Genomic DNA, 25636 nt, shown 5'->3' with positions numbered 1-25636 from the left:
ATGGGTAGTGAAGGCATACCACAGACCGACGTCGAGCTCCCCGAACTTTCACAGGTCGCGTTCGTCGTCGAGGACATCGAGGACGGGATGGATCGTTTCGGCGGGCTGCTCGGGATCGGCCCCTGGGAGATCCACCGGTTCGAACCGCCCGCGCTGACCGATCGCACCTTCCGGGGCGAGGACGGCGAGTTCTCGATGGTGCTCGCCCTGACACAGCTCGGCGACACCATGATCGAGCTGATCGAACCGCTCGAGGGGCCCAGTATCTACACGGAACACCTCGAGGAGCACGGCGAGGGGCTCCACCACGTCGCCTGTTTCGCGTTCGAGGACCCCCACGCGGTCGTCGAGGCGTTCGAGGACGCGGGGATGCCGGTGCTCCAGAGCGGAAACTACGACGGCGTCGAGTTCTGGTACTTCGACACCGCGGACGAGCTCAACGGGGCGATCTTCGAGACCGCGGCGAACGTCGATTCGATCCCCGAGCCCGACGCGACGTACCCCGACTGAGCGGGCCGCGCCGCGGCGGCACCTCAGAGCCGCTCCCAGGAGAGCTCGAGCGACAGGTCCTCGCGGAGCAGCTGCGAGACGTGACAGCCCCGCTCGCCGAGGTCGACGATCCGCTCGAGGGTCTCGTCGTCGGCGTCGCTCTCGAGGCGAACCGTCGCGGCGATCCGTTCGACCGAACCGTGTTCGGGCTCGGCGTCGGTCGTGACGTCGATCTCGCCGACGGCGGCGTCGCGCTTCTCGGCCTGGAACCGAATCGAAAGCGAGAGGCAGGCGGCCAGTCCGCCGAGGAAGACGTCGACGGGCGTCGGTCCCGTCTCCGAGCCGCCGGCATCCGCGGGCTCGTCGTAGCGCCACTCGAAGGAGCCGGCCTCGATCCGGCCGGCCATCGCCTCGGCGTTCGAGGCGGAGACGGTTCGGTTGGGCATCTCCGTTTCGGCCCTGCCGGCTCCCTCGCCGACCTCGTCCGGCAGCAGCGCCCACGGCTCCTCGACGCGCTCGACCAGTGTCTCGAGGAATCTGGCGGCGTCGGCGCCGTCGACGACCCGGTGGTCGAAGGAGAGGTCGAACGGCAGGTGACGGCGCCACTCGATCCCGTCGTCGGGACCCCGCGTCGGTCGCTCGGCGACGGCGTCGACCCCGAGGATTGCGACCTGTGGCGGGTTGATGACCGGGTCGAACGACTCGACCCCCAGCACGCCGAGGTTCGTCACCGTGAACGTTCCGCCCCGCAGGTCGTCCATCGTGTACTCGCCCTCGAGGGCGGCCCCGACGAGGTCGCGGCGCTCGCGCGCGACCGCCTCGAGCGATTTCTCGTCGACGTTCCGGAGCACGGGAGCGATGAGTCCCTGCTCGATGTCGACGGCGACCCCGAGGTTGTGCTCGTTCCAGAGGCGGTGAGTGTCGTCCTCGAAGGTCGCGTTGAACGCGGGGTGGTCCTCGAGGGCCGCCGAGACCGCGAGCAGGAGCACGTCCTGGACGGAGACGTCGGCCTCGAGGGCCGTATCGGCGGCGTCGACGGCGTCGAACAGCGCCTCGGCGTCGGCCTCGCGGTGGGTCGTGACGTGGACGGCCTCACGGTAGCTCTCGCCGAGCCGCGAGGCGATGGTCCGGCGCATCCCATCGAATGGACGCTCCTCGCGAAGCGTCCGTCCGGCGTCGTCGACCGACTCGGCTGCGCGCTCGACGTCGTCCTCGGTGACCGACCCCTGGTAGCCCGTGCCCTCGACGGTCGCGAGGTCGACGCCCAGCTCCTCGGCGCGCTTGCGGGCTCGCGGGGAGGCCTGAACCTCCGTTTCCGCACCCTCGTCGGCGTCGGCAGCCCGTTCGACGTCATCTTCGGTGATCGCGCCCTGATATCCCGTTCCCTCGACTCCCTCGAGTGTTACACCGAGCTCCTCGGCTCGTTTTCGTGCGCGAGGAGAGACTTTCCCCGCGTCGGCGGCCGACCCCGATCCCGTCGCCGAGGCGGCGCCGTCGGTCGCGGCTTCGGCGCTCGAGCTCTCGGTCGGGGCCGGCTCGGTCGCCGGTTCGCCGCCCCCGTCGACCTCCTCGAGCTCCGCCTCGACCTCCGCCTCGAGATCGTCGATATCCGCGCCTGCGGGAGCGACGATCCCGATCGGCGTTCCCGGGGGGACCGTCTCGCCGGGCTCGAGGTACGTTCGCCGGAGAACACCGTGTTCCCGGGCCTCGATTTCCCCGATACTTTTCTCGGATTCGACCTCGGCGACCAGTTCGCCCTCCTCGAGCGTTTCCCCTTCGTCGACTTCCCACCCCAGGAGTTCTCCGCGCTCCATCTCCAGACCGAGTTTCGGCATCTTGATAACATACCCCATGCACACTCCTCTAACGACGAGCGAATAAAGCATACCGGTCGTGGAAACCTCTCGGAAAACCAGCCACGACCGCTCGAGCGCCGGCTACCGAATTGTCCGCTATCGGTCGGCGTCCCTACTGCTAACCGCGCGAGACTCTCGCCCTAAATTGGATGGTTGTACATTCTTCACGATAGATGCATGGCAATCTATAGCAAAGGCTTTAGGCACGGTGAGACCAAAATCTGGATACGGCTGGCCACCTGGCCACTGATCTCAATGAGCGATGACGAACTCATCTGGCGAGTCTCAGGCGGTTCCGGAGACGGGATCGACTCGACGAGCCAGAACTTCGCGAAGGCGCTGATGCGCTCGGGGCTCGACGTGTTCACACACCGCCACTATCCGTCGCGGATCCGCGGCGGCCACACCTACGTCGAGATTCGGGCCGCAGCCGACGAGGTACAGTCACGGGGCGACGGCTACAACTTCCTCCTCGCGCTGGGGGACTCCTTCGCCCGGAACCCACAGGAGGAGGCCTACTACGGCAACGAGGAGATCAAACCCCTCTCGGAGAACCTGGACGAACTCCGCGAGGGCGGCGTCATCGTCTACGACGAGGGGCTGCTCAGCGAGGACGATGTCGCCGACCTCGACCTGGAGGAGCGCGCCGAGGAGAACGACTGGCACGTCTACCCGGTCGACCTCCGTGGCCTCGCCAAGGAACACGGCCGCGAGGTCATGCGCAACACCGCCGGCGTCGGTATCACGGCGGGACTGCTCGACATGGAACTCGAGCACATCGAGGACCTGATGTCCGACGCGATGGGCGGAGACATCCTCGAGGCGAACCTCGAGATCCTCCACGAGGCCTACGAGATGGTCGACGAGGAGTTCGAGACGACCCACGACCTCCGCGTCCCGACGGGCGAACACGACACCGAGCAGGCGCTGCTGTCGGGCTCGAACGCGATCGCCTACGGCGCCATCGACGGCGGCTGTCGCTTCATCGCGGGCTACCCGATGACGCCGTGGACCGACGTGTTCACCATCCTCAGCCAGAACTTCCCCGACATCGGGGGGGTCTCCGAGCAGGTCGAGGACGAGATCGCCGCGGCGGCACTCGCCGTCGGCGCGAGCCACGCCGGCGCGAAGGCCATGTCCGGTTCCTCCGGCGGTGGCTTCGCGCTGATGAGCGAACCGCTCGGTCTCGCCGAGATGACCGAGACGCCGCTCGTGCTCGTCGAGTCGATGCGCGCCGGTCCCTCGACCGGGATGCCGACGAAACCCGAACAGGGCGACCTCGAGTTCGTCCTCTACACGAGTCAGGGCGACTCCTCGCGGGTCGTCTTCGCGCCCGGCACCATCGAGGAGGCCTACGAGCAGACGCGACTGGCCTTCCACATCGCCTGGGAGTACCAGATCCCGACGATCATCATCTACGATCAGAAGCTCTCCGGCGAGAACAAGAACGTCGACGTCGAGTTCTTCGACCGCGAGCCCGAGCCGGGGCTGGGCACGACGCTCACCGAGGAGGAGCTCAAGGAGGCCGCACACGACAACTCCGGCAAGTTCGAGCGCTTCGGCTACGACGACAACGAGAACAACGTCAGCAAGCGCTCGCTGCCCGGCCAGAAGGGTGGGCGCTACCTCGCGACCGGTAACGAGCACTCGCCCGTCGGGCACATCAGCGAGGATCCGGACAACCGGGTCTACCAGATGACCCGCCGCATCGAGAAGCTCGACTCCATCCGCGAGGAACTCGACGAGGAACACGACTCCAACCAGACGTACTTCGGCGACGACGACGCCGAGTACGGTATCATCACCTGGGGCTCGAGCCAGGGCGCCGTCGTCGAGGCCGTCGAACGGCTGAACGACAGCGGCCACTCGGTGAAAGGTATCAGCGTCTCCGACATGATGCCGTTCGCCGAGGCCGAAGTGACGGAGTTCCTCGAGAGCGTCGACGAGGCGATGGTCGTCGAGATGAACGCCACCGCCCAGTTCCGCGGCCTGATCCAGAAGGAACTCGGCCGCTTCGGCGACAAGATGACGAGCCTGCTGAAGTACAACGGCAACCCGTTCGAACCGGCGGAGATCGTCGAGGGCTACGAGGTCAACGTCGCCGACGAGGACCGCGAACCGTCCGCACAGGTACGAATCGAACCCGCTGCAGGTGACTGATCCATGAGTGCATTCAACGCAATCGGTGAGGAACGAGAGATCGACCGGGACGAGTACACGCCCGGCGTCGAACCGCAGCCGACCTGGTGTCCGGGCTGTGGCGACTTCGGCGTACTGAAGTCGCTGAAACAGGCGCTCCCGGAGGTCGGCAAGACCCCCGAGGAGGTCCTGACGGTCACCGGGATCGGCTGTTCGGGCAAGCTGAACAGCTACCTCGACACGTACGGCTTCCACACGATCCACGGCCGCTCGCTGCCCGTGGCCCGTGCGGCGAAGCTGGCGAACCCCGAACTCGAGGTCATCGCCGCCGGCGGCGACGGCGACGGCTACGGGATCGGCGGCAACCACTTCATCCACACGGCCCGGGAGAACCACGATATGACCTACATCGTGTTCAACAACGAAATCTTCGGGCTGACGAAGGGCCAGACCTCGCCCACCAGTCCGAAGGGCCACAAGTCCAAGACCCAGCCGTCCGGCAGCGCGAAGTCGCCGCTTCGCCCGCTATCGATGTCGCTGAACGCCGGTGCGACCTACGTCGCTCGCACCGCCGCGGTCAACCCCAACCAGGCAAAGGAGATCATCAAGGAAGCGATCGAGCACGACGGCTTCGCTCACGTCGACTTCCTGACCCAGTGTCCGACCTGGAACAAGGACGCCCGGCAGTACGTCCCCTACATCGACGTCCAGGAGTCCGACGACTACGAGTTCGACGTCAACGACCGCGAGGAGGCCGCCCGGATGATGCGCGAGACCGAGGACGTCCTCAACGAGGGCACCGTCCTCACCGGCCGGTACTACGTCGACGACGAGAGCCCCTCCTACACCGAGGAGAAAAAGGCCGTCGGCGAGATGCCCGACCAGCCGGTTGCCGAGCGCTACTTCGACGAGGACGCCGAGTGGGAGCGCAGCTACGACCTGCTCGAGCGCCACACGTAACGACGACCTCGAGCGATCTTTTTCGCGGTTGTGTCCGAGCCGACAGGATTACTACTCGGCGAGCTGACGGACCGGATCTGGATCCCGTTCGACGGTACCGGCTGTCGATGCTCGTCGTCGGCGGCGCCGCGAACGTCGCCGTCTACGCGACCGGAATCGACGGAACGAACGCGGAGACCGCCCGGAAAAACGGCGGGGTCGCCGCGCTCGGCGCGGCGCTGGCCGCGATCGGGACGGGGCTGTTCCTGCTCGGGACGTTCTGAGCGTCATCGTCTCGACTCGCTCATCCGGACTACTGCGCGTCGTTTCCGGAGCGACCGCGAGCCGTCCTGCGGTCGTTCCAAGAAATCGGCCAGCAGACCGTCTCACTCCACCGCGGCGTCGTCATCCGCGTCGTACCCCCATCCCTGTGCGAACCGCTTCGTGAGCGAACTCAGGACCAGCAGGGCGACGAGCAGGCCGCCGAACGCCGTCGAGGAGAACCCGTACAGCAGCTGGTGGACGCCGTAGGCGACGGTCACCAGCCCCATCAGCAGGGCCGTCGTCCCGGCTCGCCGCGAGACGTAGTCGGGATCGACGGCCTCGTCGTAGTGGACGTGGAGATCCGCCCGGCCCCCGAACGCGATCAGGGCGGCGGGCGCGAGGATGACGAGCCCGCAGCCGATCCAGAACAGGCCGAGCAGGACGTTCGCGTCGACCATCGGCGGGTGTCGGCGGAGCGAGCGAATAAAACCGGCGATCTCTCGGCCGTCGGCGCCGACCGAAAACGGACCTTCACTCACGGCAGCCGACGTTTTCGAATACAAAAGTTATTTTCCGTCCGGAGCAAAACTGTACCGTATGAGCACGCAAGCGACGGAAGACCGCATCCTCGCGGTTCTCGAGGAGGACGCGCAGGCGTCCTACGCCGAAATCGCCGACCGCGCGGACGTCTCGAAGCCGACGGTCCGCAAGTACATCAACCAGCTCGAGGAGGAAGGGGTTATCGTCGGCTACTCGGCCGACGTCGACCCGAAGAAGCTCTCGAGTCAGACGATCGCGCTGGTCGGACTCGACGTCGCCAGCGAGCGCTACGTCGAGGCGACGAAGGCGATCAAGGGACTCGAGGAGGTCGAGGCGCTGTACAGCTCCAGCGGCGACCACATGCTGATGGCCGAGGTGCGCGCCGAGGACGGCGACGCGCTCGGCGAGATCATCTCCGAGGAACTCCTCGAGATCGAGGGCGTCACGGCCGCCCATCCCTCGTTCCTCCAGGAGCGACTGAAGTAACGTCCGCCGTCCCCCGCCGGCTCCGTCGCTTCTCGTCGCCGTCCCTGCTACGCTTTCCCGTCTCACGCTCCCGTCGGATCCATACGCGCTCGGTCCGTAGCCGCCCCCGTGACCGAGACGATACTGCTCGACATGGACGGCGTCGTCCTCGAGGGACCGGGGACGCCGCAGTCGGTCTACGACCGCGCGGCCGACGCCGCGGCCGCCGAGCTGGACCTCGAGCCGACGGACCGACAGCGGCGCGAACTCCGGAGCCACGGCTACGAGACCGTCGCGTCGGCCTGTTCGGCCCTCGGCGCGGACCCTCGGGAGTTCTGGCGCCGGAAGGAGGCCGCGGCCTCCCGGCTCGCGGCCGAGCGGATCCGTTCCGGCGAGCGGGGGATCTACGGGGACGTCGCGGCCCTGGAGTCGCTCACCGAACGAGCGACGCTCGCGCTCGTCAGCAATAACCGCCACGAGACCGCCCGGTTCGTCGCCGACTTCCTTTCGGTGCCGTTCGCGGCTGCCAGGGGGCGGCAACCGACGCCCGAGGGGTTCCGTCGGCGCAAGCCCGATCCCCACCTCCTCCGGGAGACCCTCGAGGAGCTGGGGATCGAGGTCGGACTGTACGTCGGCGACCGCGAGACCGACGTCCTCGCCGCCCGGAACGTGGGGCTCGAGGCCGCCTACCTCAGACGACCGCACAACGCCGACGTCCCGCTTCCCGAGGGAGCAACGTACGAACTCGAGGGGCTCGAAGAGTTGGACGACGTCCTCGAAAGCGGCCGGTGACGGCCGGGGGCTTTTGACCGCGCCGTCCGTATCGCCGGTTATGCCCACGTACGAACGGCAGACGCGGATCGAGGCCCCCCTCGAGGAGGTCTGGCAGTTCTACTCGCGGGTGTCGGGGCTCGAGGCGGTGACGCCGGAGTGGATGGGACTGGCCGTCGAGTCCGTCGTCGGCCCCGACGGGGAGCCGGATCCGGGCGTCCTCGAGGCCGGCTCGGAGGTGACGCTGTCGACTCGCCCGTTCGACGTCGGACCGCGCCAGCGGTGGACGTCGGTGATCACCGAGCGCGAGCGAACCGACGGGACCGCCCACTTCCGCGACGAGATGACCGACGGCCCGTTCGAGCGCTGGGTACACACTCACGCGTTTTTCGGCGACGGCGACGAGACGATCCTGCGGGATCGCGTCGAGTACGAGCTGCCGTTCGGTCCGATCGGCAGGGCGGCGACGCCGTTCTCGAGGGTCGGCTTCGAGACCATGTTCCGTGCCCGCCACCGGCTGACGAAGGAGGCCCTCGAGTGAGCGACTCGACGGGCGAACCACGCCTGTTTTGATCGCGGCGTCGCTACCTCTCCGTATGAGTGGACACGATCGCCGATCGATCGCTCGACGACGGCTCCTGGGTGCGCTGGGCGCGAGTGCCTGTGTCGCCGTGGCGGGCTGTCTGGACGGTGACGACGGTGCGGACGATGGCGCCGGCGGGAACGGCGACGACGGCGACGGGACGGACGACGGCGAGCATCCGAACGCCCCTCACCTCGAGGAGCCCGGCGACGAACCCCTCGAGTTCGATCGGGATCAGAACTGCGTCGTCTGCTCGATGACGCCGACGGACTACCCCGACTGGCACAGCCAGCTCGCCCACGAGAGCGGCGAGCGGGCGATCTTCTGTTCGTCGGGCTGTATGACCGCCTACCTCGCCGACGTCCCGGTCGACTCGGAGATCGTCGGCGCCTGGACGGTCGACTACGAGACCGGCGAGCTGATCGACGCCCTCGAGGCCCACTTCGTGATCGTCACCGACGAGGACGGCGTCGACGACGAGGTGATGGGGCTCAATCCGCGGGCGTTCGCCGAGGAGGACGACGCCGTCGCCTACCTCGAGGAGTGGGACGCCGAGGAGCTCACGGAGGACGATATTATCGGCTTCGACGAGATCGACGCCGACGTCGCCTCGATCTACCGGGACGGTCGGTTCCCCGAGGAGTAGGTTCGGCGGGCGACACTCGCCGGTGCGATCGGCTACCGGAACTCGTTTGTTCCGCTCACGTATTGTGATACGACGTGAACGCCGCCGATCTCGAGGTCACGCCGCTGGCCGCCCTGGGATTCGCCGTCTTCGCCGCCAGCACGAGCGCCATCCTGGTTCGCTGGAGCGCCGCTCCCAGTTCGGTCGCGGCGCTCTACCGGGTGCTGTTCACGACAGCGATCGTCGCGCCGATCGCGCTGGTGTGGTACCGCGAGGAGTTCGCCCGCCTCTCCGGACGGGACCTCGCGTTCGCGGTCGTCGCCGGAATCGCGCTCGCGGTCCACTTCGCGGCCTGGTTCGAGAGCCTGAACCACACGAGCGTCGCCGCCAGCGTCACGCTCGTCCAGACCCAGCCGATCTTCGTCGCCCTCGGCGCGGCGCTGGTGCTGGGCGAGCGGGTCAACCGCGAGACGGTCGTCGGCATCGCCGTCGCCCTGCTCGGAGCGACCGCGATGTCGCTCGGCGACGCCGGCGAGGCGCCGGTTTCGGACGCGACGATGTACGGCAACGCCCTTGCGGTTCTGGGGGCGGTCACCGTCGCAGGCTACGTGCTCGCGGGGCGGTCGATCCGCCAGCGGGTCTCGCTGTTTCCCTACGTGACCGTCGTCTACACGGCCTGTACGCTCACGCTGTTCGTCCTCGTCGGCGCGCAGGGCCACGCCTACCTCGCCTACCCTCCCCGGGAGTGGCTGCTCTTTCTCGGGATGGCGATCGGGCCGGGGATCTTCGGACACACGATCGTCAACTGGGCGCTGAAACACCTCGAGTCGGTCGTCGTCAGCGTCACCTGGCTGGGCGAACCGGTCGGCTCGACCCTGCTGGCGCTCGTATTGCTCGCGGAGGTGCCCGACGCGATCACGGTCGCGGGCGGACTCGTCGTCCTCGGCGGTATCTACGTGACGACGATCGAGCGCGAACGCCGGCGCGCCTCGAGCGGCTCGTAGCTCACTCCGAGAGCGACTCGAGGTAGGCCCTGCCGTCGTCGGTGATTACGTAGACGCCGCCCGAGATCTGCCGGACGTGGCCGTCCGTCTGTAGCTCGTAACAGCGTTCGGTGATCGTCACGGGGTGGATCTCGAACTCGTCGGCCAACGTCGCCATCTCGGCCGGCCCCCGCTCGGCAAGCGTGGCTAACAGCGCTTGGTCCGAGCATCCTTGCATGTGTGTTAATGCCTTACACACTAATGAGGGATATAAGGATTTCGACGACCCGTCGGTCAGAGCCCGAGGATCGACCGCGCCTCCGCGGGGGTCGCGACGGGACGACCGAGTTCGTCGGCGACCCGGACGACCCGCTCGACCAGCTGGGCGTTGCTCTCGGCGAGTTCGCCCCGCCGGTAGTAGACGTTGTCCTCGAGGCCGACCCGGACGTGGCCCCCGAAGAGGATCCCCATCGTCGCGAACGGCAGCTGGTGGCGCCCGAAACCCAGCGTGTTGAACAGCGCGTCGTCGGGCAGGTTGGAGACGGCGTTCAGGAAGTTCCGCGGCGTCGGCGGGGTGAGCGTCCCCGGTCCGAAGATCAGCGTCGCGTAGACGGGATCGGCGAGATCGCGGCGCTCGAGCAGCCCCAGCACCTCGTTGGCGTGGCCGTCGTTGAACACCTCGAGTTCGGGTTTGATCCCGCGGTCGACCATCTCCTCGTGGAGGGCGTCGACCAGTCCGCGGGTGTTCTCGCTGGTGAGGTGGTCGTACCGGTTCAACGGACCCATGTCGAGCGAGGCCATCTCCGGCGGCGGGTCGGTTCGCAGGGGGAGGTGGCGCCGGTCGTCAGGGGCGCCGGTGCCACCCGTCGAGTGCTGGATAACGACGTCGTCGGCGTATCGTCGAACCGCGTCGTCGATCTCCTGGAACCGCTCGGTGGCGAAGCTGCGCTCGCCGTTGGGCCGTCGGGCGTGGAGGTGAACGACCGACGCGCCCGCCTCCTCGGCCGCCGCGGCGGCCCGACCGATCTCCTCGGGCGTCTCCGGGAGGTTCGGGTTCGCCTCCTTCCCGTGGACGCCCCCGGTCAGCGCCGCGGTGACGATCAGCGGCTCGCCGACCAGATAGTCGTCGTAGCTCATTCGTTCGTCGCCTCCGGATCGCCGACCCCGTCTCCACTGTCGGTTTCGTCGCGGGCCTGCTCGAGGTAGATCTCGCAGTGGCGGTCGTGTACGAGTTCGTAGCGGTCGTTGCAGACGTCGGCGCGCATCGGCTGGACGAACCGGCCGGCGACGGTACAGTACGCTCGCGGCTCGTCGAAGCGCCGGTCGTCGGTTCGGTCGCGGTACTCGAGGTACGGACAGGTCACGTCCGCCGGTACGTCCCGTTCGATGGTAACCGTTCTCATCGGACGGGGTTCGGGCGAGTCGCGGCAAACCGGACAGAAAGATAGAGAATGGCTAGCTAGGTTATCATCGCGGTCGTCGAAGGGAGAACCGGTGAGCCAACAATGGCGACCAGAGAAGAATCCAGAGTCAACGGCGTCGACGTCTCCGCCCTCGAGGGAGCGATGGAGGCGATCGACGACGACGCTGCCGTCGGGGCGTTCACCTTCCGAGCGGAAACCGAGTGGGAGGACGCGCTGAAGGCGACGACGATCATCGACGAGTTCGATCAGGCGGGAGAAACCGTCCATACACGGGAGTTTACGCTTCAGGGCGACGAGCCGGAGGAGATCCTGGGCGAGCGGACGGGACCCAACGCCGTCGAGTTGCTGCTCGGCGCGCTCGGGTCGTGTCTGACCGTCGGCTACGCGGCCAACGCCGCGGCCATGGGGATCGAACTCGAGGACCTTCGCTTCGAGATGGAGGGCGACGTGGACCTGCGGGGGTTCCTCGGCCTCGACGAGGACGTCCGCCCCGGTTACGAGTCGATCACCTGTACGACCCACATCGAGGCGGACGCGTCGGACGAGCGTCTCGAGGAGCTTCGCGAGCGCGTCGAGTCGACCTCGCCGCTGATGGACGCCATCACGAACGAGGTGCCGCTCGTGACGCGGCTCGAGATCGAGTGAGACGCCGTCCGTCCGGGACGGCTTTTTTGACGACTGCACTCCCGATAACGCCGGTGTCACCTCGTAACACCGCCGTGAGGGAAACGTCTCAAGGCTCGAGCGACTCCCACCGGTATGGCACCCGAGACGCCCGGCCTCCACCACGTGACTGCGATCGCGGGCGACCCGCAGCGAAACGCCGACTTCTACGTCGGAATCCTGGGACTGCGCCTCGTCAAGCGGACCGTCAACCACGACGATCCCGGAACCTACCACCTCTACTTCGGCGACGGGGAGGGGACGCCCGGGACGAATATCACGTTCTTCCCGTGGACCGACGAGGGCCGTCCCGGGCAGTTCGGCGCGGGCCAGACGAAGACGACCGCCTACCGGATCCCGCCGGAGTCGGTCGACTACTGGCGCGACCGCCTCGAGTCGCGGGACGTCGCAGTCGACGTCGAGGATCGGTTCGGCGAGACGGCCCTCCGGTTCGAGGATCCGGACGGGATCGAGATCGAACTGGTAGCTACCGAGGGAGCAACCGACGCGATACCGTGGGCCGACGGCTCGGTCCCGACCGACCACCAGCTGTGGGGCTTCCACGGCGTGACGCTCGCGGTTGACTCCGTCGACGCGACCGCAGCCGTACTGACCGACGTTCTGGGGTACGAACTCGAGGACGAATCGGACGGCCGACGGCGCTACCGGAGCGCAACCGGCGGTCCGGGGTCGATCGTCGACCTCGTCGAGACCGACGTCGGCCGCGGTCGGATGGGCGTCGGGACGGTCCACCACGTCGCCTTCACGGTCGCGGACGTCGAAGAACAGCAACGGTGGCGCGAGGCCTTCGCCGACCACGGGCTCTCGCCGACCGAGGTGATCGACCGTAAGTACTTCCGTTCGATCTACGTCCGCGAGCCCGGCGGCGTCCTCTTCGAGATGGCGACGACCGGTCCCGGGTTCGCCGTCGACGAGGATCCCGCGGAGCTTGGCTCCGAGCTCGTCCTGCCCGACCACCTCGAGGACGAGCGCGAACGGATCGAGGGGCAGCTGCCGCCGTTCGACGGGCCAACCGTCGACGCGAGCGACTGATCCCGTGTCACCCCGGGCCGGCTGACGCCGCTGTCGCTTTTTACTACGCTCACTCCCTACGGAGAGTCATGACCGCGAACGATCCGACGCTGCGCGATCCGGCCTTCCGGTTCGAGTACCACCCGGCGACGATCAGGTTCGGTGCGGGCTGTGCAGACGACCTCGAAAGCGAACTCGAGGCGCTGGACCTCGAGCGCGCGCTGGTGGTCTGTGGCTCCACGGTCGGGAGTACGCCCGAGGTGATCGACCCCGTTCGCGAGGGACTGGGCGATCGGCTGGCCGGCGTCTTCAACGAGACGACACCCGACAAGCGCCTCGGAACGGCGTTCGACGGGCTCGATCGGCTCGAGGCGGAGGGGGCGGACGTTCTCGTCAGCCTCGGCGGCGGGAGCAGCCTCGACGTCGCGAAGGCGATCAGCGTCCTCGCGGCGAGCGACCGCTCGCGCGACCGGATCGCCGAGGAGTTCGCCCAGACGGGGACGATCGATGTCCCCGACGACGGGCTGGTCCCGATCGTCGCCGTCCCGACGACGCTGGCCGGCGCCGACCTCTCGACGGGCGCCGGGATCACCGCCGCGCCCGACTCGGGACTGGTTGACGAGGAACTCGGGGGCGGGATCTCCGACCCCGGGCTGATGCCGACCGCGGCGTTCTACGACCCCGAGCTGGTCGCGACGACGCCCGACTCGATCCTCGCGGGATCGGCGATGAACGGCTTCGACAAGGGCCTCGAGACGATCTACGCCGCCAACGCGACCCCGGTGACCGACGCGACGGCCAGACACGGCCTCGAGAAGTTCGAGGACGGGCTCGAGGCGTTCGGGCGGGACGAGCGCGACGTCGAGACCTTCGAGACCCTGCTCGAGGGCCTGCTCCTCGTCCAGTACGGGATCTCCCGCCCCGACGGGACGACGCTGTCGGTCGTCCACGCCTTCGGCCACGGGCTGCGGGACGCCTACGACCTCCAGCAGGGGGTCGCCCACGCGGTCGTCGTCCCCCACGTCCTGCGCTACCTCTTCGAGCAGGAGGGCGTCGACGCGCGGGCGGGGCTGCTCGCGAACGCGCTGGGGGTCGGCGAGGCCGCCGACCACGGCGCCGCGGTCGTCAACCGGGTCGCGGAGCTGCGCGACGAGCTCGGCCTGCCGTTCCGCCTGCGGGACCTCGAGCCCGTCGCGGACGACGAGTTCGGCGACGTCGCGGAGGCGATCCTCGCCGACGGCTTCATGGCCAACGCCCCGCCGGGCCTGGACCCGACCGCCGCGGAGATCGAGGGCGTGCTCGAGGAAGCGTGGTAATCAATCGGTAGCTGGGAAGAGATTTGGTATCGAATCCGAGTTGGTTAAATCGTTACGTAGAGCGTGCGTATGGACCGTTCGGCGTTGTATCTGCAGCCTCAACCAACCACTGCCGGGTGGGACTGAAAGGGGCTGGCGTTCTCGGGCGTTCCGACGACGCAAGCACGCGACTGCAAGGAGCGCGCGCAGCGAGTCAGAACGCCCGAGAACGGCAGGGGCTTTCGCGGTAATACCGACAGAAGCAGACTCTGCTCGCACGAACACAGGGGATCGCCACGACCTCCCCAACCGATTCGCTCGCTGCGCTCGCTCATCCCCCGTCGATTCGATGACCAGGGAGTTGAATGTTTCCTTGGCCGACACGATCGTTCCAGCAGGCGTCTCCGCAGGCGCTCGCGCCGGTTCGATGATCGTCCGCCGAGCCACGATACGCGAGGTGAGCGCCCGCGTGCTCGAGGAGGACGGCGATTCCGACAACTTTACCGAGACGACCGTCGCGGTTCCCGATCCAAGTCCCGAGGAGATCCGTGTCGAGGTCGCGGCAACCAGCCTCAACCCGGTCGAATCCTGTCGTCAGCTAGGGGTGACGTAGGCGAGGACGTCCTCGCGGGTAATCTCGTCGTCCTCGTCACGTTCGATCGCGACCAGCTCCCCGTCGACGGGGGTGGGGACGTCGACGCTGACCTTCTCGATCTGGATCTCGCAGATCGTCTCGCCGTCTTCGACGCGTCGCCCCTCCCGGGTGAACCAGTTGACGACGACGCCTTCCTCCTCCTCGACGTCCTCGGGCCAGGCGTCGCTCGCGGCGACGGCGACGCGGTCGTCGGTCCCGCTCATGCGCCGTGTGCGGAGCGAACCGCGTTCTCGATGTCCTCGCTATCCGGGATGACCTCGTTCTCCATCGGCCTGGCGTAGGGCAGCGGCACGTCCGGCACCGCGACCCGTTCGACCGCCTCGAGGTCCTCGAGTCCGTTCTCGGCGACGCTGGCGATGATCTCGCCGGTGACGCCGTAGGACTGGTAGTCCTCGTCGACGACGACGAGTCGCCCCGTCTTCGCGACCGACTCGCGGATCGTCTCCGTGTCGAGCGGTACCAGGGTTCGGAGGTCGATCACCTCGGCGTCGATCCCCTCCTCCGCGAGGGAATCGGCGGCCTCGAGCGCCCGGTGGACGTGCAGGCCGAGCGTGACGACGGTGGCGTCCTCGCCCTCGCGTTTGACGTCGGCGCTGCCGAAGGGGATCGTATACTCGTCCTCGGGAACCGGCGTCTTCGGGCCGTCGGGGGCGGGCATCCACCCGATCCCCATCAGGCGCTTGTGGAACAGGTAGACGACGGGGTCGTCGTCGCGGACGGCGTTGTGCATCAGCCCCTTCGCGTCGTAGGCCGTCGAGGGGACGACGACCTTCATCCCGGGGAGGTGGGCGAAGGTGCCGTAGAGGGTCTGGGAGTGCTGGGCGGCGTCGTTGTAGGTACCCCCGACCGCAGCCGTCAATACCATCGGGACGTTGACTGCCCCGCCGCTCATGTAGGTGTTCTTCGCCAGCTGGTTGTAGATCTGGTCCATCGCGACGCCGAAGAAGTCGACGAACATCAGCTCCGCGATGGGGCGCATCCCCTCCTGGGCCGCACCGACGGCCGCGCCGAGGTAGGCCGTCTCGCTGATCGGGACGTCCATCACCCGGTCGCGGCCGAACTCCTCGAGCAGGCCCTCCGTGCTGTCGAAGATGCCGCCGTAGTCGGCGACGTCCTCGCCCAGGTAGAACACCTCCTCGTCCTCGCGCATCTCGTGGGCGATGGCCTCGACCATCGCGCGACTCATCGTCAGTTCGCGTTCGACCGCCTGCTGTTCCTGTTTCGACATCAGTCTTCACCTCCGGCGAATTCGTGGCTCGGCTCCTCGGTCGTCACGCCCGACGGCGGGTTGACGAAGACGTCCTCGTACGCTGCGTCCGGATCCGGTTCGGGTTGGTCTTTCGCCCACTCGATCGCCTCATCGACGCGTTCGCGGGCATCCTCGCGGATCGTCTCGAGCTCGTCGTCCTCGAAACCCTCGTTCCGGAGGTCGTCGGCGAGGCGCTCGATCGAGTCCCGGGCCTGGGCGGCTTCCACGTCCTCGTCGGGCCGATAGCTCTCGGGATCGCCCATGAAGTGGCCCATCCGACGGTGGACCTGCACCTCGAGCAGCGTCGGCCCGTTGCCGGCTCGTGCCCGACCGATCGCTTCCTTCGCGGCGTCGTACACCGCCGTCGCGTCGTCGTAGTCGACCCGGACGCCGGGCATGTCGAACCCGCCGGCTCGCTGCGAGCCGTCGGCGACGTCGGTGACCCGCCCCTTGGGCATGCTGATCGCCCAGTCGTTGTCCTCGATCACGAAGATGACGGGCAGGTTCTGGACCGCGGCCAGGTTCAGCGACTCGAGGAACGCCCCCTGGCTGATCGCCCCCTCGCCGAGGAAGGCGACGGCCACGCTGTCCTCGTTGCGCTTCTTGGCCGCCAGCCCCGCGCCGACCGCGGGCGGACAGCCCTGGGCGATGATGCCGCTGCAGGCGAAGCCCGCGTCGGGGTCGAACAGGTGCATGTGCCCCCCTTTCCCGCCGCTCAGGCCGGTCTCCCGGCCGAAGATCTCGGCGGTCATCCGTTTGAGGTCGACCCCCTTCGCGATCGCGACGTGGTGGGGTCGGTGGGGCGCCGTCACGGTGTCGTCGTCGCGCAGGTGGCGACAGACGCCCGCCGCGGCGGCCTCCTGCCCCGCCGCGAGGTGCAACTCCCCGGGGATCGGTCCGGCCGAGATGTCGAACGCCGGCTGTTTCCCCTCGAGGTACTCCTCCTGGAGGCGTTCCTCGTAGTACCGTGCCGTTACCATCTCCTCGAACATTTCGCGTAATTCGTTACCAGCCACCATGGTGTATCTCGCACCATCGTCACGAGTTGACATATAGGTGGCGTCCGTCGACCCGCCGAAACAGCAGGAGACGGCAGACAGCGTATAGTTCGCTCGCCCGAATACGACCGCATGAGCGTCATCGTGGAGTTCAGCATCGCAACCGACGAGTTCGTCTTCGGCTCGGCCCTCGAGACGGTCGAGGACATGGAGATCGAACTCGAGGCGATCGTGCCCGTCGGCAGGCAGGTCGTGCCGTACTTCTGGGCGACCGGAGAGGGGTTCGAGGCGTTCGAACACCACGTCGGCTCGGATCCGGGCATCGAGAGCATCACCCGGATCGATCGGATCGACGGCACTGCGCTGTACCGGGCGGTGTGGTCCAGCGACGCCGACGGGCTCCTGGGCGGGCTCGCCGAGGCGGGGGCCGTCGTCCTCGAGGCGATGACGACCGAGGGGGGTTGGTACTTCAGGGTCCGGTTTCCGAGCAACGAGCTGGTCGAGCGCTTCTCCGAGTACTGCACCGATCGGTCGATCGCGATCCGCGTCGGCCGGGTTCATCCGCTCGCGGAGGCCTCGCGAGCGGGGCGACGCTTCGAACTCACGCCCGGCCAGCGAGAGGCGATCGTCCTCGCCGTCCAACGGGGCTACTTCGAGGTGCCGCGGGAAACCGATCTCACCGCGATCGCCGACGAACTGGGAATCTCCCAGCAGGCCGCCTCCGAGCGCGTTCGCCGCGGCGCCAACGCGGTGCTCCGAGCCGTCCTTCCCATCCCTCGATCGGAGTAATCGCCTCTCTCCACCCCCTTATAAACCCGTTGTCGTAACCGACCGACGTTAGAAGCGGAACGGCGGTTTACCCCAGTTCATGATGTCTCCCACCCGCGACGCGTCCGACGCGATCGACGACGTCCACGACGTCTGCACCCACCGGACTCGCCGGCGGCTCCTTCGCGTGCTCCGAACGCGGTCCGAGACGACGCTCGAGGACGTCGCCGCGGAACTCGCCGAGGGCGGGGACTACGATCGACCGTCGGAGCGGACCGGGCTCGAGGTCGCGCTCTACCACTGGCACCTGCCGAAGATGGCGGACCGGGGCGTGATCGAGTACGATCCCGAGAGCGGAAGGATTCGAACGAACGACGCGACACGCGCCGCCTGGCGGCTGCTCCGGGCTCGAGAGGAGATGGACCGATCGAACCGAAACGACGGGTGGTGACCGATCGACGCTATCGAAGGCCGGCGAGCACCAGCACGATCCCCAGCACCGCACCGACCGCGACGAGGCCGAGGCCCGTGGCGCCGATCATCTCTGCCGACGTCCAGCCGGTGATTTGATCCTCGTAGAGCATCGCCCCTGCCGAGACGACCAGCGAGAGCCCCGCACCGAAGATCGTCGTCGCCAGGTCAACGCCGAACGGGTTTCCGATATCGACCATATCGAGAGTGGACTACCGACGCGGATACGGTCCGTGCCGTCTCTCGCAGACGGTATTTGTATTTCGCTGAACGGTCCTCGAGGCGGCCGAGCGCGGCCGTCGACGGCGAGGAGTTAACTCTCGTTCCCGTCGTCCCGTTCGTCGGGGCCGCCGCCGGTCTCGTTCTCCTCGTCGATCGGGCTCCCGCCGCCGCCGTTGGAGTCGTTTGCCTCGTCCGGGTGGTCGATCTGGTCGTCGTCCTCGCCGGCGTCCTCGTCGTCGCTACAGCCGGCCAGCGCGGTCATCGAGCCGACCGCGGCGAGTCCGGAGAGTTTCATCGCGTCTCTGCGCTCGAGGGTCGACTGTGAGTCCTCGGTCATCGGATATATCGAGGTTCTCGACTCGGATGGATAGCCCTCGTGCTTGCGGGATCGGGCGACCGATCGAACGCCTTTTGCGACGCCGTCGGGTACGTCACCCCAATGGACGTACTGATCGTCGGTGCGGGAGCCATGGGGACGTGGTTCGGGGACGCCGTCGACGCCGACGTCGCCTTCGCCGACGTCGATCCGGCGGCCGCGACTGCAGCCGCGGACGCCGTCGGGGGTGAAGCCGTCTCCCTCGAGGACGAGACGACCGCCGACGTCGTCTGTATCGCGGTGCCCCTCTCTCGCGCCGACGAGGCGATCGCCGACCACGCTTCGCGCGCTCGAGCGGCGATAATCGACGTCTCGGGGGCGATGGCCGATCCCCTCGCGGCGATGGCCCGCCACGCACCCGATCTCGAGCGCGCGAGCCTCCACCCGCTCTTTGCCCCCGAGCGGGCGCCGGGTTCGATCGCCGTCGTCCGTGAGAACACGGGGCCGACGACCGCGGCGGTGCTCGAGGCCCTCGAGGCCCGGGGCAACGAACTCGTCGAGACGACCCCCGAAGAACACGACGAGGCGATGGAGACGGTTCAGTCGGCGACTCATGCCGCGGTGCTCTCCTTTGCGCTGGCGGCCGAGCCCGTTCCGGAGGGGTTCGAGACGCCGATCTACGAGGAGTTGCGCGCGATCGCACGGCGGGTGACCGCGGGAACGCCCCGGGTGTACGCCGACATCCAGGAGACCTTCGACGGCGCCGAGGCGGTCGCCGACGCCGCCCGGGAACTCGCCGACGCCGACCACGACGAGTTCGAGGCCCTGTACGCCGAGGCGGCGCGGAAGCTACACGAGGAGGCTGATCAGCAATGACCGATCAACGCGAGGCGATCCGTTCGAACGCGAAGTACCTGCGAAACGTCCGGCCGATCGACCCCGAGGAGATCTGCGACTACGTCGAGGGCAGTCCACACCCGGCGGTCGTCCGCCAGCACCTCCGGGAGGACGCCGTCTCGCTGGGCCTGCTCGAGCGCGAGGACGGCACCTTCGTTCCCGTCGGCGACGAACCCGTGCGTCCGCGTCGCGGCCCGGTCGAGCGCTTCCCCGCTCGCTACGAGGAGCGCCTCGAGGACCTGCTCGTGGATCGCTACGGCGTCGACTGGCACCGGGACGCGACGGGCCAGCTCCTGCGGTCGACGATCCGCCGGTTCAAATCCCGCTACCTCGAGGGCCGGCCCGTCGAGTACGACGACGACGTCGCGGCGGGCTACGCGATCTACCACCTGCCCGGCTACTACGCGGCGGTGCAGTACGCACTCGACGATCTGGCGGAGCGCGGCCTGCTGGGACGGGAGCTTCGCGTCCTCGACATCGGCGCCGGCGTCGGCGGCCCCGCGCTCGGGCTCTGTGACTCCCTCCCCGACGACGCCGTCCTCGAGTACCACGCGATCGAACCCAGTCCGGCCGCCGACGTGCTCGAGGGGCTGCTCGAGGAGACGGGCCGGAACGTCCACTCGACGATCCACCGGAGCCCCGTCGAGGACGTCGACCTCGCCTCGCTCGGCGACGGCGAGGGGTTCGACCTCGTGCTCGCCTGCAACGTGTTGAGCGAGCTCGCGGATCCGCGTGCCGTCGCCAGTCGGGCACTCGAGGCTCTCGAGCCCGACGGCACGTTCCTCGGAATGGCACCTGCGGACAAGAACACGAGCATCGAACTCCGCGAACTCGAGCGCGACCTCGAGGGGACAACGGTTGCGGTCGACACGGCCGGCGGGTCGGCCCGCGAGGTCACCGTCTACGGCCCCACCGTTCGGCTCTGGCCCGGCGCGACGCCGACCGATCGGGGCTGGTCGTTCGACGCCCGCCCCGATCTGGCGGTGCCGTCGTTCCAGCGCAAGCTCGACGAGGCGACGCCCGAGGACGACGACGACCACGCCCCCGGCGAGTTCGTCAACGTCGACGTCCAGTTCTCCTACTCGCTGCTCCGCCTGGACGGCCGGCGCCGGATCGAGATCGATCTCGAGACCAGCGACTGGGCGAAGATGGCCCAGACGGAGCGCCACGTCACGAACCGGGTCGACCTCGCCGCGGCGAAGCTCAGTCGCTCGCTTTCGGCCGAGGACGCGAACCCGCTGTTCAAGATCAGCGACGGCAGCGAGGCCGTCGACCACTACGCCGTGCTCACCCGGGAGAGTTCGCTCAACCGGCCGCTGCTCGAGGCCGACTACGGCGAGGTGCTCACCTTCGAGGGAGTGCTCGTCCTCTGGAACGACGACGAGGGGGCGTACAACCTGGTCGTCGACGAGGAGACGATCGTCGACCGGATCGGGTAGGTCGCCCCTTCCGGAGCCCTTTTCGCGCCCCCGTCCGAGAACCCCGGTATGAGCGACACCCTCGAGATCCTGCTGACCAACGACGACGGGATCGACAGCACGGGTATCCGGGCCCTCCACGACGCGCTCGCCGAGCACGCGAACGTCACCGTCGTGGCGCCCGCGAACGACCAGAGCGCCTGCGGCAGATCGATCTCCCACGCGGTCGACGTCCGGGAGCACGAACTCGGCTACGCAGTCGAGGGGACGCCGGCCGACTGCGTCGTCGCCGGCCTCGCGGAGCTGGGACCCGAGCCGGACCTCGTCGTCGCCGGCTGTAACGAGGGCGCGAATCTCGGGGAGTACGTGCTCGGCCGGTCGGGGACGATCAGCGCGGCCGTCGAGGCGGCGTTTTTCGACGTGCCGGCGATCGCGACCTCGCTGTACGTTCCGCTCGGCGACATCACGTTCGACGAGATCGACCTCGAGCCCGCGGACTTCACGGAGGCGACCCGAATCACGTCGTACCTCGCCGAGCACGCCCTCGAGGCGGGCGTTTTCGACCACGCGGCGTACCTGAACGTCAACGTCCCGCTTCCCGATACCGACCCGGCGCCGGTCGAGATCACCCACCCCTCGAAGCGCTACGAGATGGACGCCGAGCGAAACGGCGACGCCGTCCACCTGACCGACCGGGTCTGGGAGTCGATGGATCCCGAGACGATTCCGGACCCCGAGGGCACCGATCGACGGGCCGTCGCCGAGGGCCGGATCAGCGTCTCGCCGCTGACGGCACCGCACTCGACGAACCACCACGAGACGCTCGAGGCGCTGGCCGAGACGTACCTCGAGACGGTCACCGCGACCGGCAGGTAAAGGCGGCACGATCCGGAACCGTTTCTGTCTCTGCCGTCCTCTCGTTCGTACGATAGGCGCCACGAACCTGGACTGGTGCTCGCGCGGAATCGGATCGGAGCAGGTCGGATCCGGCAATCCACCGCACGTCGCGTCGGGATCCTCCGGAGGGGTCTCGAGGACGGGGACCCCGCGACCGACGAACCCGGTCGCCGTCCTCGCGAACCCGTTCGGCCGACTTGCGCCTCGCAAGGCCGTCGCTATTCGGCCGGGATCGCATGAGCACGAACCGAACCCGACAACAGACCAAGTATATAACGCGCCGAACACAAGTGCAAGGTAGACCGACGTTCAAGCAGCGATACTTGCAGCTGAGGAGATCAACAGATGGTATTTAACACGCTCTGGACACGGCTCTCGTCGCTCTGGTCGAACGAACCCGGCGACGCCGACGAGGCCGACTCCGGGACGGAAGCGGTGACGGAATCGACCGAGGAGCAGCGAAACGAAACGTTGAGCTACGCCGAACGGATCGAGTACGGGACGGACGACCGACAGCTTCCCGACGACGACAAGGTACTGCGCCTGCTCGTCAAACGCGGCGGGCGCGTCGACGAGTCGACCGTCCTCGAGGAAACCAACTGGTCGGAAGAACACCTGCGCGAGGTCATCGAACAGATGGAGGACGAGGATCAGGTCAGCGCGATCACGGTGGGACAGAAGCGCGTAATCTGCCGGCGCGGGTTCGAACCGAAGGGATACCGCTCTCACCTCAACGAGTAGTCGACGTTCGGAGTGTTCGATACGACTGTCCACCAGAGACGTCTCTGCGCCGTCCCCCTTCGACGGTCGCAACCGGAACACCCACGCCATCCGCCGTAACCGATACCAGTTACACTATCACGGCAACACCTAACAAGTCTCGAAACGAATGTACTGAACATACGTTACAATGACCGAGATCGGTGGATTCCAAGACAACGTCGCACGCATCGACCTCAGCGAAGGGGAGGTAAACTACGAGGGGATCGACGAGGAGGACGCACGGAAGTATATCGGCGCGCGCGGACTGGGGGTGAAGTACGTTTTCGAACAGGGAGCCGACGTCGACCCGCTCGGGCCGGACAACCTGCTGGCGTTCATGAACGGCCCGCTGTCGGGCACGCAGGTAACCATGAGCGGTCGGATCGCCATCTGTACCAAATCGCCGCTGACCGGGACGGTTACGGATAGCCACCACGGCGGCTGGTCAGGCGCCCGACTGAAGTGGGCCGGCTTCGACGGCCTGCTGTTCGAGGGCGAGGCCGACGAACCGGTCTACGCCTACGTCGAGGACGGCGAGGTCGAACTCCGGGACGCTTCCCACCTCTGGGGGAAGGGTGTCCACGAAACCCGCGACACGATCGAGGAGGAGGTCGACGGCCAGTACGGCAAGAACCTCTCGATCATGGCGATCGGCGACGGCGGCGAGAACCAGGTTCGGTACGCCTGCATCATGAACGAGGACGACCGCGCCTCCGGCCGGGGCGGCACGGGCTGTGTCGCCGGCTCGAAGAACCTCAAGGCGGTCGTCATCAAGTCCAACACGAAGATGCCCCAGCCCGCCGACCCGGAGACGTTCAAGGAGGGTCACCAGCAGGCGATGCAGGCGATCACCGAGTCCGACGTCACCGCGCCCAACGAGGGCGGGCTCTCGATGTACGGCACTAACGTCCTGATGAACATTACCGAGGAGATGGACGGCCACCCGACCAAGAACGGTCGGTACACCTCGGCGATCTCCTACAACGACGCCGAACAGGGCGGCGAGAACGTCCTCGACGCCGAGCGTATCAGCGGCGAGAACGTCCGCGAGAACATCCTCGTCGACGAGCCGACCTGTCACTCCTGTCCCGTCGCCTGCAAGAAGGAAGTCGAGGTCGACGTGATGCACAAGGGCGAGGAGATGAACGTCCGGATGGAGTCGTTCGAGTACGAGTCCGCCTGGGCGCTGGGCACGAACTCGCTGAACGACGACCGCGACAAGATCGCGGTAATGATCGATCGCTGTAACGACATGGGGATCGACACGATCGAGGCGGGCAACATCATGGCGATGGCGATGGACGCCTCCGAAGAGGGCAAGCTCGACGACGTCGGCGAGGAAATGGAGTGGGGCGACGCCGACGAGATGATCGAGATGATCGAGCGCATCGCCAACCGCGACGGCGAGCTCCCGGACCTGCTCGCGGAGGGCCAGGAGCGGTTCGCCGACGCCGTCGACGCCCACGACTGCCGCCTCGACGTCAAGGGCCAGGCCATCGCGGCCTACGACCCGCGCTGCATGAAGGGGATGGGGATCGGCTACGCCACCTCCAACCGCGGCGCCTGCCACCTGCGCGGCTACACCCCCGCGGCCGAAATCCTGGGCATCCCCGAGAAGGTCGACCCCTACGAGCACGAGGGCAAGGGCGAACTCACCGCCGAGTTCCAGGACCTCCACGCCATCTCCGACTCGTTCGACATCTGCAAGTTCAACGCCTTCGCCGAGGGGATCGAGGAGTACGTCTCCCAGTACAACGGGATGACCGGCTTCGACGTCACCGAGGACGAACTGATGGAGACCGGCGAGCGCATCTACAACCTCGAGCGCTACTACAACAACCTCGTCGGCTTCGACGGCGACGACGACTCCCTGCCCGAGGTCTTCCTCGAGGAGGGCGGCACGCCCGGTCAGGGCGCAAGCGAGGGCGAGTACTGCGAACTCGAGGAGATGAAAGAGGAGTACTACGAGCACCGCGGCTGGGTCGACGGCGTCGTGCCCGACGAGAAACTCGAGGAACTCGAGATCGAGATCGGTCCCGGTACCGGCGTCAGCGCGGGCGACAGCGGCGCTGCGGCACCGAGCGACGACTAAGGCCGACGATCGAAACGTTCGCCGTCGACGATTTTTTGCGACCCGTCACCGACCGATGACCGACTCCGACCCCGAACTGCCGCGCCTCGACGACCTCGACCCGTTAGCCGAGCGACTGCTCGAGCACGCCGCGGCCGAGCTCGAGCCCGCCCGAACGACCCTCGAGCTGACCGGGTACGCCGACGGCGACTACGAGCTCCGGGCGTTCGAGACGGTCTCGCTTCGCTCGGATCCCGATCGGGGCGACGTCTGGGAACGAGTCGAGATCCGGTACAACCGGCGGCTGGAGTGGATCCAGCGGTGTCACTACTACGAGACCGATCAGGGGCGGTTCGGAGAGACGGTGACCGACCTCGAGGCGTATCCGGATCCGACGACCGCCGTCGACGAGTAACGCCATCCGGCGTCCGTCATCCCGTCAACGACCGTCCCCGGATTCGATCGACAACCACTCGGATCGAAGCGAGCGATCGGTCGCCGACGGCGGACGGCGACGGCTCCTCGAGAGTCCGCGCGGATCGAGAACGCTTGCGAACTCGGAGTCGAACGGGTTGCGTCGTGCCTCGGCTTATCGGTGCCAGCGGCGGAACGATAGCGGTCCCGATTCCGAACTGTCGCTCGAAATCTCTCGCGGAGCGGGCCCAGTCAAAGAACAGTACGGTTCGAAGACTGCTAACAGCAGTTAGCAGTAGCTGCTTTTCTTCGTGTTGTCGTGCTTGTCGTCGACCTTCTGGTCAGCCTTGTCGTCGACCTTCTCGTCGGCCTTGTCGTCGACCTTCTGGTCAGCCTTGTCGTCGACCTTCTGGTCAGCCTTGTCGTCGGC

31 protein-coding genes are annotated in these 25636 nt (G+C 67.5%); 21 read left to right on the top strand and 10 right to left on the bottom strand.

The genetic code is table 11. From position 1 onward, the window contains the following. Positions 1-510: a VOC family protein gene (locus ACNA7R_RS07955; RefSeq protein WP_416283033.1), complete on the top strand. Its 510-nt coding sequence runs from the start codon at positions 1-3 to the stop codon at positions 508-510. A 23-nt stretch (positions 511-533) separates the two neighbouring features. Here ACNA7R_RS07955 and ACNA7R_RS07950 read toward each other — a convergent pair whose 3' ends face one another. Then, positions 534-2342 carry a 2-oxo acid dehydrogenase subunit E2 gene (locus ACNA7R_RS07950; RefSeq protein WP_416283032.1) on the bottom strand — a complete coding sequence of 603 codons (1809 nt, stop codon included), beginning with the start codon at positions 2340-2342 and terminating at the stop codon, positions 534-536. A gap of 258 nt (positions 2343-2600) precedes the next feature. Here ACNA7R_RS07950 and ACNA7R_RS07945 point away from each other — a divergent pair, with 258 nt between their 5' ends. From ACNA7R_RS07945 to ACNA7R_RS07935, 3 genes are all read left to right on the top strand, one after another. Continuing rightward, on the top strand, positions 2601-4505 hold the full coding sequence (locus ACNA7R_RS07945) for a 2-oxoacid:acceptor oxidoreductase subunit alpha (RefSeq protein WP_416283031.1): 1905 nt from the start codon (positions 2601-2603) through the stop codon (positions 4503-4505). Positions 4506-4508: 3 nt separating this feature from the next. Further along, a complete protein-coding gene (locus tag ACNA7R_RS07940) occupies positions 4509-5444 on the top strand; it encodes a thiamine pyrophosphate-dependent enzyme (protein ID WP_416283030.1) in 936 nt (311 codons plus the stop codon). Between the two features lie 107 nt (positions 5445-5551). Beyond that, positions 5552-5707, top strand: a complete 156-nt coding sequence (locus ACNA7R_RS07935; RefSeq protein WP_416283029.1) for a hypothetical protein — start codon at positions 5552-5554, stop codon at positions 5705-5707. 102 nt (positions 5708-5809) lie between these two features. Here ACNA7R_RS07935 and ACNA7R_RS07930 read toward each other — a convergent pair whose 3' ends face one another. Then, positions 5810-6145 carry a hypothetical protein gene (locus ACNA7R_RS07930; protein WP_416283028.1) on the bottom strand — a complete coding sequence of 112 codons (336 nt, stop codon included), beginning with the start codon at positions 6143-6145 and terminating at the stop codon, positions 5810-5812. Positions 6146-6284: 139 nt separating this feature from the next. Here ACNA7R_RS07930 and lrpA1 point away from each other — a divergent pair, with 139 nt between their 5' ends. The 5 genes from lrpA1 (at position 6285) to ACNA7R_RS07905 (ending at position 9675) form a co-directional block, all read left to right on the top strand. Next, positions 6285-6713 carry an HTH-type transcriptional regulator LrpA1 gene (gene lrpA1 / locus ACNA7R_RS07925; RefSeq protein WP_416283027.1) on the top strand — a complete coding sequence of 143 codons (429 nt, stop codon included), beginning with the start codon at positions 6285-6287 and terminating at the stop codon, positions 6711-6713. Positions 6714-6821: 108 nt separating this feature from the next. Next, a complete protein-coding gene (locus ACNA7R_RS07920; protein ID WP_416283026.1) occupies positions 6822-7484 on the top strand; it encodes an HAD family hydrolase in 663 nt (220 codons plus the stop codon). Positions 7485-7524: 40 nt separating this feature from the next. After that, on the top strand, positions 7525-8004 hold the full coding sequence (locus ACNA7R_RS07915; protein WP_416283025.1) for an SRPBCC family protein: 480 nt from the start codon (positions 7525-7527) through the stop codon (positions 8002-8004). Positions 8005-8059: 55 nt separating this feature from the next. Further along, positions 8060-8692: a nitrous oxide reductase accessory protein NosL gene (locus tag ACNA7R_RS07910; RefSeq protein WP_416283024.1), complete on the top strand. Its 633-nt coding sequence runs from the start codon at positions 8060-8062 to the stop codon at positions 8690-8692. A 74-nt stretch (positions 8693-8766) separates the two neighbouring features. Then, entirely contained in the window at positions 8767-9675 is a 909-nt protein-coding gene (locus ACNA7R_RS07905; protein ID WP_416283023.1) for a DMT family transporter, read from the top strand. A gap of 1 nt (position 9676) precedes the next feature. On the opposite strand, the gene ACNA7R_RS07900 is transcribed toward ACNA7R_RS07905, so the two are convergent. Genes ACNA7R_RS07900 through ACNA7R_RS07890 form a run of 3 tightly spaced genes read right to left on the bottom strand, consistent with a single transcriptional unit; the run spans position 9677 to position 11057 of the window. After that, positions 9677-9892: a hypothetical protein gene (locus ACNA7R_RS07900; RefSeq protein ID WP_416283022.1), complete on the bottom strand. Its 216-nt coding sequence runs from the start codon at positions 9890-9892 to the stop codon at positions 9677-9679. Between the two features lie 56 nt (positions 9893-9948). Continuing rightward, positions 9949-10791 (bottom strand): 3-keto-5-aminohexanoate cleavage protein, encoded by an 843-nt coding sequence (locus ACNA7R_RS07895; RefSeq protein WP_416283021.1) that lies wholly within the window; start codon positions 10789-10791, stop codon positions 9949-9951. Further along, positions 10788-11057: a hypothetical protein gene (locus tag ACNA7R_RS07890; protein ID WP_416283020.1), complete on the bottom strand. Its 270-nt coding sequence runs from the start codon at positions 11055-11057 to the stop codon at positions 10788-10790. Before ACNA7R_RS07890 ends, ACNA7R_RS07895 begins: the two co-directional genes overlap by 4 nt. Positions 11058-11159: 102 nt before the next feature. Between ACNA7R_RS07890 and ACNA7R_RS07885 the strand changes: the two genes are divergently transcribed. The 4 genes from ACNA7R_RS07885 (at position 11160) to ACNA7R_RS07870 (ending at position 14681) form a co-directional block, all read left to right on the top strand. Then, positions 11160-11723: an OsmC family protein gene (locus ACNA7R_RS07885; RefSeq protein ID WP_416283019.1), complete on the top strand. Its 564-nt coding sequence runs from the start codon at positions 11160-11162 to the stop codon at positions 11721-11723. Positions 11724-11837: 114 nt separating this feature from the next. Then, on the top strand, positions 11838-12794 hold the full coding sequence (locus ACNA7R_RS07880) for a ring-cleaving dioxygenase (protein WP_416283018.1): 957 nt from the start codon (positions 11838-11840) through the stop codon (positions 12792-12794). A 68-nt stretch (positions 12795-12862) separates the two neighbouring features. After that, on the top strand, positions 12863-14089 hold the full coding sequence (locus ACNA7R_RS07875; protein ID WP_416283017.1) for an iron-containing alcohol dehydrogenase family protein: 1227 nt from the start codon (positions 12863-12865) through the stop codon (positions 14087-14089). Between the two features lie 352 nt (positions 14090-14441). Beyond that, positions 14442-14681: a hypothetical protein gene (locus ACNA7R_RS07870; RefSeq protein ID WP_416283016.1), complete on the top strand. Its 240-nt coding sequence runs from the start codon at positions 14442-14444 to the stop codon at positions 14679-14681. Here the strand turns inward: ACNA7R_RS07870 and ACNA7R_RS07865 are convergent. Genes ACNA7R_RS07865 through ACNA7R_RS07855 form a run of 3 tightly spaced genes read right to left on the bottom strand, consistent with a single transcriptional unit; the run spans position 14663 to position 16964 of the window. Further along, complete coding sequence (locus tag ACNA7R_RS07865; RefSeq protein ID WP_416283015.1) at positions 14663-14926, bottom strand: lipoyl domain-containing protein; 264 nt, start codon at positions 14924-14926, stop codon at positions 14663-14665. The two genes, ACNA7R_RS07870 and ACNA7R_RS07865, sit on opposite strands and share 19 nt — an antisense overlap. Beyond that, complete coding sequence (locus tag ACNA7R_RS07860) at positions 14923-15951, bottom strand: alpha-ketoacid dehydrogenase subunit beta (protein WP_416283014.1); 1029 nt, start codon at positions 15949-15951, stop codon at positions 14923-14925. The genes ACNA7R_RS07865 and ACNA7R_RS07860 overlap by 4 nt, the downstream gene beginning before the upstream one ends. Continuing rightward, positions 15951-16964, bottom strand: a complete 1014-nt coding sequence (locus ACNA7R_RS07855) for a thiamine pyrophosphate-dependent dehydrogenase E1 component subunit alpha (RefSeq protein ID WP_416283045.1) — start codon at positions 16962-16964, stop codon at positions 15951-15953. Before ACNA7R_RS07855 ends, ACNA7R_RS07860 begins: the two co-directional genes overlap by 1 nt. 138 nt (positions 16965-17102) lie before the next feature. Here ACNA7R_RS07855 and ACNA7R_RS07850 point away from each other — a divergent pair, with 138 nt between their 5' ends. Further along, the gene (locus ACNA7R_RS07850) at positions 17103-17759 is read left to right on the top strand and encodes a bacterio-opsin activator domain-containing protein (protein WP_416283013.1); all 657 of its coding nucleotides are present in this window, start codon (positions 17103-17105) and stop codon (positions 17757-17759) included. Positions 17760-17838: 79 nt separating this feature from the next. Continuing rightward, positions 17839-18189: a hypothetical protein gene (locus tag ACNA7R_RS07845; protein WP_416283012.1), complete on the top strand. Its 351-nt coding sequence runs from the start codon at positions 17839-17841 to the stop codon at positions 18187-18189. A gap of 10 nt (positions 18190-18199) precedes the next feature. Here the strand turns inward: ACNA7R_RS07845 and ACNA7R_RS07840 are convergent, their stop codons facing one another. Together ACNA7R_RS07840 and ACNA7R_RS07835 are read right to left on the bottom strand one after the other, a co-directional pair. Then, positions 18200-18409, bottom strand: coding sequence for a hypothetical protein (locus ACNA7R_RS07840; RefSeq protein ID WP_416283011.1), 210 nt, complete (start codon positions 18407-18409; stop codon positions 18200-18202). Positions 18410-18522: 113 nt separating this feature from the next. Next, a complete protein-coding gene (locus tag ACNA7R_RS07835) occupies positions 18523-18768 on the bottom strand; it encodes a hypothetical protein (RefSeq protein WP_416283010.1) in 246 nt (81 codons plus the stop codon). 102 nt (positions 18769-18870) lie between these two features. On the opposite strand from ACNA7R_RS07835, the gene ACNA7R_RS07830 reads away from it, so the two are divergent. The 6 genes from ACNA7R_RS07830 to ACNA7R_RS07805 all read left to right on the top strand — a co-directional run bounded on the left by ACNA7R_RS07830 (position 18871) and on the right by ACNA7R_RS07805 (position 25207). Beyond that, positions 18871-19623, top strand: a complete 753-nt coding sequence (locus ACNA7R_RS07830; protein WP_416283009.1) for a prephenate dehydrogenase — start codon at positions 18871-18873, stop codon at positions 19621-19623. Then, positions 19620-21083 carry a small ribosomal subunit Rsm22 family protein gene (locus ACNA7R_RS07825; RefSeq protein WP_416283008.1) on the top strand — a complete coding sequence of 488 codons (1464 nt, stop codon included), beginning with the start codon at positions 19620-19622 and terminating at the stop codon, positions 21081-21083. The genes ACNA7R_RS07830 and ACNA7R_RS07825 overlap by 4 nt, the downstream gene beginning before the upstream one ends. A 48-nt stretch (positions 21084-21131) precedes the next feature. Continuing rightward, positions 21132-21938: a 5'/3'-nucleotidase SurE gene (gene surE / locus ACNA7R_RS07820; RefSeq protein WP_416283007.1), complete on the top strand. Its 807-nt coding sequence runs from the start codon at positions 21132-21134 to the stop codon at positions 21936-21938. 366 nt (positions 21939-22304) lie between these two features. After that, positions 22305-22700 (top strand): helix-turn-helix transcriptional regulator, encoded by a 396-nt coding sequence (locus tag ACNA7R_RS07815; RefSeq protein ID WP_416283006.1) that lies wholly within the window; start codon positions 22305-22307, stop codon positions 22698-22700. Positions 22701-22869: 169 nt separating this feature from the next. Beyond that, positions 22870-24813 (top strand): aldehyde ferredoxin oxidoreductase family protein, encoded by a 1944-nt coding sequence (locus ACNA7R_RS07810; RefSeq protein ID WP_416283005.1) that lies wholly within the window; start codon positions 22870-22872, stop codon positions 24811-24813. Positions 24814-24868: 55 nt separating this feature from the next. After that, complete coding sequence (locus ACNA7R_RS07805; protein ID WP_416283004.1) at positions 24869-25207, top strand: hypothetical protein; 339 nt, start codon at positions 24869-24871, stop codon at positions 25205-25207. Positions 25208-25636 lie beyond the last annotated feature (429 nt).

The organism is Natronococcus sp., assembly GCF_047921035.1.
Taxonomy (GTDB): Archaea; Halobacteriota; Halobacteria; order Halobacteriales; family Natrialbaceae; genus Natronococcus.
This window is presented reverse-complemented; position numbering and strand designations above follow the sequence as displayed.